Source organism: Lentzea sp. NPDC058450 (genome assembly GCF_042721395.1).
Taxonomy (GTDB): Bacteria; Actinomycetota; Actinomycetes; order Mycobacteriales; family Pseudonocardiaceae; genus Lentzea.
On record NZ_JBHXLO010000021.1, the window covers coordinates 82623 to 96163 of the forward strand.

At 73.3% G+C, this 13541-nt stretch carries 1 protein-coding gene (only partly in view); it reads left to right on the plus strand.

What is annotated here, in order from left to right:
- Positions 1-13541: the 5' portion of a type I polyketide synthase gene (locus ACFWNN_RS28790; protein WP_382443059.1), read on the plus strand. The gene runs 6106 nt beyond the window's last position; the window shows 13541 of its 19647 coding nt (coding positions 1-13541); the start codon lies at positions 1-3; the stop codon falls past the right edge of the window.

Below are 13541 nucleotides of genomic sequence, written 5' to 3' on the forward strand. Positions count from 1 at the left end.
ATGTCCAACGAAGACAAGGTCCTCGGCTACCTGCGAAAGGTGACGAGTGAGCTCGACGACGCCAAGCGCAGGCTGCGGGAGCTCGACCGGGACAACCAGGAGCCCATCGCCATCGTCGGCATGGGCTGCCGGTTCCCGGGCGGGATCTCCTCTCCGGACGACCTGATCCGGTTCGTCCTGGGCGGCGGGGACGCGATCGGCGGCATGCCGACCGACCGCGGCTGGGACCTCACCGTGGACGACGACACGGAGGCCGCGGGCACCTCCTACGTCGGCACGGGCGGGTTCCTGCACGACGCGGGCGAGTTCGACGCGGGCTTCTTCGGCATCTCCCCGCGCGAGGCGCTGGCGATGGACCCGCAGCAGCGGATCCTGCTGGAGACCTCGTGGGAGACGCTCGAGCACGCGGGCATCGACCCCGAGTCGTTGCGCGGCAGCAGGACCGGCGTCTTCGTCGGTGCGGCCCAGTACCAGTACGGCCACGCCGCCGCGAACTCCGAGGAAGAAGAGGGCACCGAGGGCTACCTGCTGACCGGCAACGCGACCAGTGTCGCGTCCGGCCGCATCTCCTACTCGCTGGGCCTGGAAGGTCCCGCGCTCACCATCGACACCGCGTGCTCCTCGTCGCTGGTCGCACTGCACCTCGCGATGCAGGCGCTGCGCAGCGGTGAGTGCTCGCTCGCGCTCGCCGGCGGTGTCGCGGTGATGGCCACGCCCGGCATGTTCGTCGAGTTCTCCCGCCAGAAGGGGCTCTCCACCGACGGCCGCTGCAAGGCGTTCTCCGAGGACGCGGACGGCACCGGCTGGGCGGAGGGCGTCGGCCTGCTGCTCGTCGAGAAGCTGTCGGACGCGCGCCGCAACGGCCACGAGGTCCTCGCCGTCGTGCGGGGTTCCGCGGTCAACCAGGACGGCGCCTCCAACGGCCTGAGCGCCCCCAACGGCCTCGCCCAGGAACGCGTCATCAAGGACGCGCTGTCGAGCGGCCGGCTCACCGCGGCCGACGTGGACGTCGTCGAGGCGCACGGCACCGGCACCAAGCTCGGCGACCCGATCGAGGCGCAGGCCCTGCTCGCCACCTACGGCCGCCAGCGCGAGATCCCGTTGCTGCTGGGCTCCTTCAAGTCCAACATCGGCCACGCGCAGGCGGCCGCCGGTGTCGCGGGCGTCATCAAGATGGTCATGGCCATCCGCAACGGCGTCGTCCCGCAGACCCTGCACGCGGAGAACCCGACCTCGCACGTCGACTGGACCTCCGGCGCGGTCGAGCTGGTCACCGGCAACCGCGACTGGCCGGAGACCGGGCGGCCGCGCCGTGCCGCCGTGTCGTCGTTCGGCATCAGCGGGACCAACGCCCACACCATCATCGAGCAGGCTCCGGCGCCCGCCGACAGCGAGCCGGTCGAGCGCCCCGCGCTCCCGGTCGTGCCGCTCGTGCTCGCCGGCAAGACCCAGGACGCCCTGCGCGGCCAGGCCACCCAGCTCCTCTCCACCGCGGCCGAGGCAGACCCGGCCGATCTCGCGTTCTCCCTGCTCGGCCGCACCCAGTTCGACCACCGCGCCGTGGTCGTCGGCGGCGACCCGGTCGCCGGGCTGCGCGGCCTCGTCTCCGACGACCCGGCCGCAGGCGTGGTCCGGGGTGTCGCGGACGTGCGCGGCAAGGTCGCGTTCGTGTTCCCCGGCCAGGGCGCCCAGTGGGCCGGCATGGCCCTGGAACTGCTGGACACCAACGAGGTCTTCCGCACCCGGATGGCCGAGTGCGAGCAAGCGCTTTCGTCCTATGTGGACTGGTCGCTGACCGGCGTGCTGCGGCAGGCCGACGGCGCGCCGGGCTTCGAACGCGCGGACGTCGTGCAGTCCGCGTCGTGGGCGGTCATGGTGTCGCTGGCGGAGGTGTGGCGCTCGTTCGGCGTCACGCCCTCCACCGTGATCGGCGGCTCGCAGGGTGAGATCGCCGCGGCGTGCGTCGCGGGAGCGCTCTCGCTGGACGACGCGGCCCGCGTGGTCGCGTTGCGCGGCAAGGCGTTGAACTCGCTGTCCGGTGTCGGCGGCATGGTGTCGGTGCTGCTGCCGGTCGCCGAGGTCCGCGAACTCCTGACCCGCTGGGAGGGCAGGATCTCCGTCGCGACGGTCAACGGCCCGCGCGCGACCGTGGTGTCCGGCGACAACGACGCGCTGGACGAGCTGCTGGCCGCGTGCGAGGCGGACGAGGTCCGCGCCCGCAAGCTCGCGATCGACTACCCCTCGCACTCCGCCCAGGTCGAGGTCGTCCGCGACGAGATGGCCGCGGCTCTCGCGCCGGTCATGCCCGTCGCGGGGGAGATCCCCTTCTGCTCCACGGTCACCGGACAGCTGGTCGACGGCACCGAGCTGGGCGCCGAGTACTGGTACACCAACCTGCGCGAGACGGTCGAGTTCGAGCAGGGCGTGCGCACGCTCGTCGCGAGTGGCCACCGGTTCTTCCTGGAGATGAGCCCGCACCCGGTGCTCACCATGTCCGTGCAGGACATCGTGGAGGACGCGGGCGTCGAGGCCGTCGTGGCCGGGTCGCTGCGCCGGGACGAGGGCGGCCTGCCCCGGCTGCTGAACTCGGTGGCGCAGGCGTACGTCCGCGGCCTTCCGGTCGACTGGGCTTCGTTGCTGCCGAGCGCGCGCCGGATCTCGTTGCCCACCTACGCCTTCCAGCGCCGCCGCTACTGGCTGACGGCCGACGGCGTGGCCGTCGTCGACGTGACCTCCGCCGGCCTCGGCGAGGCCGACCACCCCCTGTTCGGCGCGGTGGTCGAGCTGCCCGACGACGGCGGTGTGCTGTTCACCGGCCGCATCTCGGCGAGCACCCACCCGTGGCTCGCCGACCACGTCGTGTCCGGCCTGATCTTCGTGCCCGGCACGGCTTTCGTCGACCTCGCGATCCGCGCGGGCGACCACGTCGGCTGCGCGTCGCTCGACGAGCTGACCCTGCGCGCCCCGCTGGTGCTCCCCGCGCACGGCGGCGTCCAGCTGCAGCTCGCCGTCGCCGAGGCCGACCAGTCCGGCCGCCGGACGTTCACCGTCTCCAGCCGTCCCGACGACGGCACCTGGACCCGGCACGCCTCCGGTGTGCTGGCCCCGGCTTCTTCCTCCGCCGTCGACGCTCTGACCGAGTGGCCGCCCGCGAACGCCGAAGAGGTCGACCTCACCGGCTCGTACGACGCGCTCGCCGCCGCCGGCCTGCACTACGGCCCGGTGTTCCAGGGCCTGCGCGCGGTCTGGCGGGACGGCGAGACCGTCTACGCCGAGGCCGAGCTGCCCGAGGGCACCGACGTCGACGGCTTCGGCCTGCACCCCGCGCTGCTCGACGCGGCGCTGCACTCCCTCGCGCACAGCGGTTTCCTCGGTTCCGCCGAAGGCCCCTACCTGCCGTTCTCGTGGAACGACGTGGAGCTGCTCGCCACCGGCGCCACCTCGGTGCGGGTCCGGATGACCAGGGCGGGCACCGACGCGGTGTCGCTGCTGGTGGCCGACGGCAACGGGCAGACGACCGCGGCCGTCGGTTCGCTGGTGCTGCGGCCGATCTCGGCCGACCAGCTCCGCGTCACCGCACCGGACGCGCTGTTCCAGCTCACCTGGGTGCCCGTGCCCGCCGGCGGCGACGACGCCGGTGAGTTCGTCTTGCAGACGATCCAGGGCGGCACCGGCCTGGAAGCCGTGCACGCCACCACCCACTCCGTGCTGCAGACCTTGCAGGACTGGCTTTCCGGTGACCACGACGAGCGTCTCGTGCTCGTCACGACCGGCGCGGTCGCCCTGCCCGGCGAGGACGTCACCGACCTCGCCGCCGCCACGGCCCGCGGCCTGGTGCGCTCGGCGCAGTCCGAGAACCCCGGCCGGTTCGTGCTGGTCGACACCGACGGCCTGGCCACCTCCGAGGCCGCGCTGACCACCGCGCTGGCCGCCGACGAGTCCGAACTGGTGATCCGCGACGGCGAGGTCTCCGCGCCCCGGCTCGCCAAGCCCACGTCCGTCGTGGACCGTCCGGCGCTCGACCCCGAGGGCGCGGTGCTCGTCACCGGCGGCACCGGCGTGCTGGGCGGCCTGATCGCCAAGCACCTCGTCACCGAGCACGGCGTGCGCCACCTGGTGCTGACCTCGCGCCAGGGCAACGCCGCCGCCGGCGCCCTCGACCTGGTCGCCGAACTGACCGAACTCGGTGCCGACGCGTACGTCGTGGCCTGCGACGCGGCCGACCGCGACGCACTGGCCGCCGTGCTGGACGGCATCCGGCAGGAACGCCCGCTCACCGGTGTCGTGCACGCCGCCGGTGTCCTGGACGACGGGATTCTGGCCTCGCTCACGCCCGAGCGGATCGACGCCGTGCTGGCGCCCAAGGCCGACGCCGCGTGGCACCTGCACGAGCTCACCTCCGGCGACGACCTCGCGCTGTTCGTCAGCTTCTCCTCGGCCGCGGGCGTGCTCGGCTCGCCCGGCCAGGGCAACTACGCCGCCGCCAACGCGTTCCTCGACGCCCTGACCGCGCACCGCCGCGCGACCGGTCGCCCCGCCACCTCGCTGGCCTGGGGCCTGTGGGAGCGCGCGAGCGGGCTGTCCGCCGCGATGGGCACCGGCGGTCAGGAACGCCTGGCCCGCGGCGGCTTCCACGCGCTGACCGACGACGAGGGCCTGGCCCTGTTCGACGCGGCCCTCGGTACCGGCCACGAGCTCCTGCTGCCCGTCCGCGTCACGCTCAGCGCGTTGCGCGCGGGCGACGGCACGGTGCCGCGGTTGTGGCGCGGCCTGGTCCGCACGCCGACCCGCCGTCGCGCCCGCGCCGCCGACGAGGCGGCCGTGGCCGGCCTGGTCGGCCGGATCATGGCGCTGCCCGCCGAGGAGCGCGTCTCCGAGGTGCTGGAGATCGTCTGCGCCTACGTCGCCGCCGTGCTCGGCTACTCGTCGCCCGCCGACGTGGCCCCGGACCGGGCGTTCAAGGAGCTCGGCTTCGACTCGCTGACCGCGGTCGAGCTGCGCAACCAGCTGGGCGCCGCGACCGGCCTCAAGCTGCCCGCGACGCTGGTGTTCGACTACCCGACCGCCGCCGTGCTGACCGAGTTCCTCTGCGGTGAGCTGCTCGGCACCGCGCCCGAGGTGGTCGCCACGACCGCCCGCGCCACCACCGACGAGCCGATGGCGATCGTGTCCATGGCCTGCCGCTTCCCCGGCGGCATCGCCTCGCCGGAGGACCTGTGGCGGGTGATGACCGACGGCGTCGATGCCATCTCGCCGTTCCCGACCGACCGCGGCTGGGACATCGACCTGCTGCGCCTCGTCACGGACTCCGACGAGGGCGGCTTCCTGCACAACGCCAGCGAGTTCGACTCGTCCTTCTTCGGCATCACGCCGCGCGAGGCCCTCGCGATGGACCCGCAGCAGCGCCAGCTGCTGGAGGTGTCCTACGAGACGTTCGAGCGCGCGGGCATCGACCCGGCGACGCTGCGCGGCAGCCGCACGGGTGTCTACACCGGACTGATGTACCACGACTACGTCAACGGGCTCACCACGATCCCCGAGGAGGTGTCGGGCTACCTCAGCACCGGCAACTCCGGCAGCGTGGCGTCCGGCCGCATCTCCTACACGTTCGGCCTGGAAGGCCCCGCGGTCACCATCGACACCGCGTGCTCCTCCTCGCTGGTGGCACTGCACATGGCCGTCCGCGCACTGCGCGCCGGCGAGTGCGACATGGCCCTGGTCGGCGGCGTCGCGGTGATGGCGACGCCCGGCGTGTTCGTCGACTTCGCGAGCCAGGGCGGCATGGCCCCCGACGGCCGGTGCAAGCCGTTCGCCGCCGCGGCCGACGGCACGACCTGGTCCGAAGGCGTCGGCCTGCTGCTCGTCGAGCGCCTCTCCGACGCCCGCCGCAACGGCCACCAGGTCCTCGCCGTGGTCCGCGGCACCGCGGTCAACCAGGACGGCGCGTCCAACGGCCTCACCGCACCGAACGGCCCGTCGCAGCAACGCGTGATCCGCCAGGCGCTCACCGACGCCGGTCTGTCCACTTCGGACGTCGACGTGGTCGAGGCGCACGGCACCGGCACGAAGCTGGGCGACCCGATCGAGGCGCAGGCGCTGCTCGCCACCTACGGCCAGGACCGCGAGACCCCGCTGCTGCTCGGCGCGCTCAAGTCGAACCTCGGCCACACGCAGGCCGCCGCGGGTGCCGCGGGCGTCATCAAGATGGTGCTCGCGATGCAGCACGGCGTGCTGCCCAAGACGCTGCACACGGACGCGCCGTCGCCGCACGTCGACTGGACCGCCGGCTCCGTCGAGCTGATCACCGAGCAGCAGGACTGGCCGTCGACCGGACGTCCGCGCCGTGCCGGTGTGTCGTCGTTCGGCATCGGCGGCACCAACGCGCACACGATCATCGAACAGGCGCCCGCCGAGAAGACGGTCGCCGCACCTCGCGTCGCGCCGCCGGTCACCCCGGTGGTGCTGTCGGCCAAGACGCCCGGCGCACTGCGCGACCAGGCCGCGAACCTGGCGTCCCGCACCGACGTCGACCTGACCGACCTCGCGTTCTCCGCCGCCACCACCCGCGCGCACCTGGAGCACCGCGCGGTCGTCCTCGCCACCGACCACGCCGACCTGCACACCCTGGAGATTCAGGACGCGGTCGTGCCCGGCAGGCTCGCGTTCCTCTTCACGGGGCAGGGCAGCCAGCGTTCCGGGATGGGTCGTGAGCTGCACGCCGCGTACCCGGTGTTCGCCAAGGCGTTCGACGAGGTCGCCGCTCTGGTTGACATCCAGGACGACCAGTTGGACCGCACGGAGTTCGCGCAGCCGGCGATCTTCGCGCTGGAAGTGGCTTTGTACCGGCTCGTCGAGTCGTGGGGCGTCAAGCCGGACTTCCTGGCGGGGCACTCCATCGGCGAGATCGCGGCCGCGCACGTGGCCGGAGTGCTGTCGCTGGAAGACGCGGCCACGTTGATCAACGCCCGCGCCCGGCTCATGCAGGCGCTGCCCGAGGGTGGCGTGATGATCGCCCTGCAGGCCACCGAGGACGAGGTCACGCCTCACTTGGGTGACCTGGTGTCGCTGGCGGCGATCAACGGGCCGTCGTCCGTGGTCGTCGCGGGTGACGAAGAGGCCGTGCGGCAGATCGTCGCGCGCTTCCCGGACCGCAAGTCCAAGCAGCTCAACGTCTCGCACGCGTTCCACTCGCCGTTGATGGACCCGATGCTCGACGACTTCCGCGCGGTGGTCTCGAAGCTGACGTTCAACGAGCCCAAGATCTCGATGCGCGGTGACGTGACGGACGCGGAGTACTGGGTGCGCCATGTCCGGGGCACCGTCCGGTTCGCCGACGCCGTGACCGCCCTGGAAGCCCAGGGCGTGAAGACCTTCCTGGAGATCGGCCCCGACGGCGTGCTGACCGCCATGGCCGCGGACAGCGTCAAGGACGCGAAGCTGGTCGCGGGTCTGCGCAGGGACCGCCCGGAGGCCAAGGCGATCGTGACCGCCCTCGGCGCGCTGCACGCCCGCGGCGTCCGCGTCGACTGGGCCGGGTTCTTCGCCGGCACCGGCGCCCGCCGCGTCGACCTGCCCACCTACGCGTTCCAGCACCAGCAGTACTGGCTGGAGCGGCCGGTCGTGGCCGCCGGGGTCGACGACCTCGAGGCCCGGTTCTGGGAGACGGTCGACCGCGAGGACCTGGAGTCGTTCGCGAAGTCGTTGTCGCTCAACGTCGACGAGGTCGGCGGCATCGTCCCGGCCCTGGCGCAGTGGCGCAGGAGCCGCCGTGCCGAGTCCACTGTGGAGGGCTGGCGCTACCAGGTCGAGTGGCGGCACGTGCAGGCCGGGACCGCCACCGCCACCGGCCGCTGGCTGGTCGTCGGGCCGCGGGAACTCGCCCTGCCCGGCGTCGAGATCGTCCGCGTCGAGGCCTCGGCCGACCGCGCGGAGCTGAAGACCACGCTGGAGAACGTCGGCGCCATCGACGGCGTGCTCTCCACCAGCACGGACGTCGCCGAGGTGCTCGCACTGGTGCAGGCGCACAGCGACGCCGGCCTCACCGCGCCGCTGTGGTGCACGACCCGCGGCGCCGTCGCGACCGGCCGCACCGACGTGGTCACCGCACCGGACCAGGCCACCATCTGGGGCCTCGGCCTGGTCGCCGGCCTGGAGCACCCGGACCGCTGGGGCGGTCTGGTCGACCTGCCGGAGGAGCTGGACCAGCGCGGGTACGAGCGGCTCGCCGCCGTGCTCGCGGGCACCGAGGACCAGGTCGCCCTGCGCGCCACCGGCGTCTTCGCCCGCCGTCTCGCCCACGCCCGGATCGCCGACGACGCGGGAGCTTTCGCCCCGCGCGGCACCGTGCTCGTCACCGGCGGCACCGGCGCGCTCGGCGCACGGGTCGCCCACTGGCTCGCCGAGGCGGGCGCCGAGCATCTGGTGCTCACCTCCCGCCGCGGCGCGGACGCGCCCGGCGCGACCGAGCTGGCCGCCGCGCTCGAACAGCGAGGTGTCCGGGTCACGCTGGCCGCGTGCGACGTGGCCGACCGCGACTCCGTGGCCGCCCTCGTGGCGCAGTACCCGCCCAACGCCGTGATCCACGCCGCGGGCGCCGAACACTTCACGCCGATCGCCGAGTACGACCACGCGGACTTCGCCGCGCTGCTGGCCCCGAAGGTCGACGGCGCACGCCACCTCGACGAGCTCGTCGGCGAGGTCGACGCGTTCGTGCTGTTCTCCTCGATCGCCGGCACGTGGGGCAGTGGCGGCCAGTCCGCCTACGCCGCCGCGAACGCCTACCTCGACGCCCTCGCGTCGGCCCGCCGCTCCCGCGGCCTGACCGCGCTGTCGGTCGGCTGGGGCGCCTGGGCCGACGGCGGCATGGCCGACGGCGAGGCGGGGGAGCAGCTGCGCCGCCGCGGCGTCACGCCGATGAACCCGGACTCCGCGCTCACCGCGTTGCGTCAGGCGATCCGGCACGACGACACCGTCGTGGCCGTCGCGGACATCGACTGGGCCAAGTTCGGCCAGATCTTCACCACGCTGCGGCCCAGCCCGCTGATCGGCGACCTGCCCGAGGTCCAGGCGGCGCTGGAGCAGACCGCACCGGCCGAGGTGGCGCAGAACAACGCGTTCGCCGGCCTGTCCGCCCAGGACCGGGCGCGCGCCCTGCTGGAGCTCGTGCGCACCCAGGCCGCGCTGGTCTGCGGCTACGCCTCCGCCGACGACGTGTCGAGCACCCGCTCGTTCCGCGAGCTGGGCTTCGACTCGCTGACCGCGGTGGAGCTGCGCAACCGGCTCACCGCCGAGACCGGTCTGGCCCTGCCCGCCACGCTCGCGTTCGACTACCCGAGCCCGGCCGCGCTCGCCGAGTACCTCGACGGCGAACTGGGCGGCGCGAGCGCGAGCCGCGCGGTCGTCACGGCGAACACGCCGGTGGACGACGAGCCGATCGCGATCGTCGCGATGTCCTGCCGCTTCCCCGGTGGGGTGGCCACGCCCGAGCAGCTCTGGCAGCTCGTCGCCGAAGGCCGGGACGCGATCTCGCCGTTCCCGTCCGACCGCGGCTGGGACGCGGGCGCGCTCTTCGACGAGGACCCGGACAGCAAGGGTTCGTCCTACGTCGTCGAAGGCGGCTTCCTGGACGGCATCAGCCGGTTCGACCCGGCGTTCTTCGGCATCAACCCGCGTGAGGCGCTGGCGATGGACCCCCAGCAGCGCATGCTGCTGGAGACCTCGTGGGAGGCCTTCGAACGCGCGGGCATCGACCCCACCTCGTTGCGCGGTGAGCAGATCGGCGTCTTCGCCGGCACCGCGCACCAGGACTACTCCGCGCTGCTCGTCGCGGGCGGCGACAACGTCGAGGGCTACCTCGGCACCGGCAACATCACCAGCGTCCACTCCGGCCGCGTCGCCTACACGTTCGGGCTGGAGGGCCCGGCCGTCACGGTCGACACCGCTTGCTCCTCTTCGTTGGTGGCACTGCACCTCGCGGCCCAGGCACTGCGCAGCGGCGAGTGCACGATGGCGCTGGCCGGTGGCGTGACGATCATGTCCACGCCCGGCACGTTCATCGAGTTCTCCCGCCAGCGCGGCCTCTCGACCGACGGCCGCTGCAAGGCGTTCGCGGAGTCCGCGGACGGCACCGGCTGGGGCGAGGGCGTCGGCATGCTCCTCGTGGAGCGGCTCTCGGACGCCCAGCGCAACGGCCACCAGGTCCTCGCCGTGGTCCGCGGCAGCGCGATCAACCAGGACGGCGCGTCCAACGGCCTGACCGCCCCGAACGGCCCGGCGCAGCAACGCGTGATCCGCCAGGCGCTCGCGAACGCCGGTCTGTCCACTTCGGACGTCGACGTGGTCGAGGCGCACGGCACGGGCACCGTTCTCGGTGACCCGATCGAGGCGCAGGCCGTGCTCGCCACCTACGGCCAGGACCGCGAGATCCCGCTGCTGCTCGGCTCGCTCAAGTCCAACATCGGCCACGCCCAGTCGGCGGCCGGTGTCGGCGGCATCATCAAGATGGTCATGGCGATCCGGCACGGCGTCGCCCCCAAGACGCTGCACGTCGACACGCCCACCCCCAAGGTCGACTGGACCTCCGGCGCGGTGGAGCTGCTGACGGAGGCCCGTGACTGGCCGGAGACCGGCCGTCCGCGCCGCGCCGCCGTGTCGTCGTTCGGCATCAGCGGCACCAACGCCCACACGATCATCGAGCAGGCCCCGTCCGTCGAGGTCGAGCAGACCGAGCGGACCGAGTCGCCGGTGCTGCCGGTGGTGCTGTCGGCGAAGACCCCGCAGGCGTTGGCGGAGCAGGCCGAACGCCTTCTCGGCCACCTCGAGGGCACCGTCGCCGACCTGACCGACCTCGCGTTCTCCGCGGCCACCACCCGCGCTCGGCTGGAGCACGGCGCGGCCGTGGTCGGCACCGACCGCGACGACCTCGTGCGCGGCCTGACCGCGCTGGCCGGCGGCACCCAGGACGCGAACCTGGTGCGCGGCGAGGCCTCTGAGGGCAGGCTGGCCGTGCTGTTCACCGGCCAGGGCAGCCAGCGGCTCGGCATGGGCCGCGAGCTCTACGACGCGTACCCCGCGTTCGCCGACGCGTTCGACGCGGTCTGCGCGCATTTCGAGGTGCCGGTCGCCGAGACCGTGTTCGGCATCGACGGCACTGCGCTGAACCAGACCGGACTCACCCAGCCCGCGTTGTTCGCGATCGAGGTCGCGTTGTTCCGGCTGGCCGAGTCGTGGGGTGTCCGCCCGGACTTCGTGGCGGGCCACTCGATCGGCGAGCTGGCCGCGGCGCACGTCGCCGGGGTGCTGTCGCTCGAAGACGCCACCAAGCTCGTCGAGGCCCGCGGCCGGCTCATGCAGGCGTTGCCGTCCGGTGGTGCGATGGTCGCCCTGCAGGCCACTGAGGACGAGGTCACGCCTCACCTGGGTGGGCTGGTGTCGATCGCCGCGATCAACGGGCCCACCTCGGTCGTCATCGCGGGTGACGAGGACGCCGTGCAGCAGGTCGTCGCGCAGTTCGGCGACCGGAAGTCCAAGCGGCTCAGCGTGTCGCACGCGTTCCACTCGCCGTTGATGGACCCGATGCTCGATGACTTCCGTTCTGTGGTCTCGAAGCTGACGTTCAGTGAGCCGAAGATCGGGATGCTCGGCGACGTCACGAACCCCGAGCACTGGGTCCGCCACGTCCGGGAGGCCGTGCGGTTCGCGGCCACCGTGCAGGACCTCGAAAACCGTGGTGTGTCGACGTTCCTGGAGCTGGGCCCGGACGCGGTGCTCACCGCGATGGGTGCCGAGAGCGTCACCGACGCCGTGCTGGTGCCCGCGCTGCGCGCCGACCGTCCCGAGACGACGACCCTGGTCAAGGCTCTCGGCTCACTGCATGTGCGGGGCATCCAGATCGACTGGCCCGCGTTCTTCACCGGTACCGGCGCCCGCCGCGTCGAGCTGCCGACCTACGCCTTCCAGCACGAGAGCTTCTGGCCGCAGCCCGCGCAGGGCTGGGCCGACGTCACGGCCATCGGCCTGCGCGAGGTCGGCCACCCGATGCTCGGCGCGGCCCTGTCGCTCGCCGAGGGGGACGGCCTCGTCCTCACCGGCCGTCTGTCGACGACCTCCCAGCCGTGGCTCGCCGACCACGTCGTGCTCGGCTCGGTCCTGGTGCCCGGCACCGCGTTCGTCGAACTGGCGCTGCACGCGGGGGAGCAGGTCGGCTGCGACCTGCTCGAGGAGCTCACCCTCGAAGCCCCGCTGACCGTCGACGGCGACGTCGCGATCCAGCTCACCGTCGGTGCCGCCGACGAGCACGGCCGCCGGTCGCTGCAGGTCCACTCCAGCGTCGCGGACGGCCCGTGGACCCGGCACGCGAGCGGCTCGCTCGCCACCGGCGACGGTGCGCGGACCAGCCTCACCGAGTGGCCGCCCGCCGGCGAAACGGTTGACCTGACCGGCTTCTACGAGTCGATGGCCGACTCGGGCTACGGCTACGGCCCGGCGTTCCAGGGCCTGACCGGCGTCTGGGTCGCGGGCGACGAGGTGTACGCCGAGGTCGCGCTGCCCACCGAGGGCACCGGCTTCGACCTGCACCCGGCCCTGCTCGACGCCGCGCTGCACGCCACCCGGTTCGGCGGGCTGCTGCCCGGCGGCGACAAGGCGCGCATCCCGTTCGCCTGGTCCGGCGTCTCGCTGCACGCGGTCGGCGCCACCGCCCTGCGCGTCAAGCTGTCGCGCGGTCAGGGTGAGGGCATCACCCTCGCGGTGGCCGACCAGACCGGCGCACCGGTCGCGCACGTCGAGTCGCTGGTCCTGCGCGAGGTGTCCGCCGACGCGGTGAACACCAAGTCGCACAACGACTCGCTGTTCCGCGTCGAGTGGCGGACGGTCTCGGTCGACGCCGAGCCGATCTCCACGCTCGACATCGTGTCCGTTGAGGACCTTCAGACCCTGACCGACGTGCCGGAAGCCGTGGTGGTGCAGGCCACCGACGCACGGCAGGCGCTCGCGCTGGCCCAGACCTGGCTCGCGGACGACCGCTTCGCGCAGAGCAAGCTCGTGTTCGCCACCACCGGAGCCGTCGCCACGACGGCGGGGGAGGACGTCACCGACCCGGCCGCGTCCTCGGTGTGGGGCCTGGTCCGCTCGGCCCAGACCGAGAACCCCGACCGGTTCGTGCTCGCCGACCTCGACGGCACGGCCGAGTCGCGTACCGCGCTGCCGGCCGCCCTGGCCGACGGCACGCCGCAGCTGGCCCTGCGCGCCGGGACCGTCTCCGTGCCGCGCCTGGCCCGGGTCACCGAGCCCGCGCAGGCACAGCCGGAGCTCGACCCGGCCGGCACCGTCCTGATCACCGGCGCCACCGGCGCCCTGGGCGGCCTCGTCGCCAAGCACCTGGTGACCGAGTACGGCGTCACGAACCTGCTGCTCGTCAGCAGGCGCGGCGTGGACGCGCCCGGTGCCACCGAGCTGGCCACCGAGCTGCTCGAACTCGGCGCCACGACGACGTTCGCGGCCTGCGACGTCGCCGACCGCGCCGCCGTCGAACGGCTGCTCGC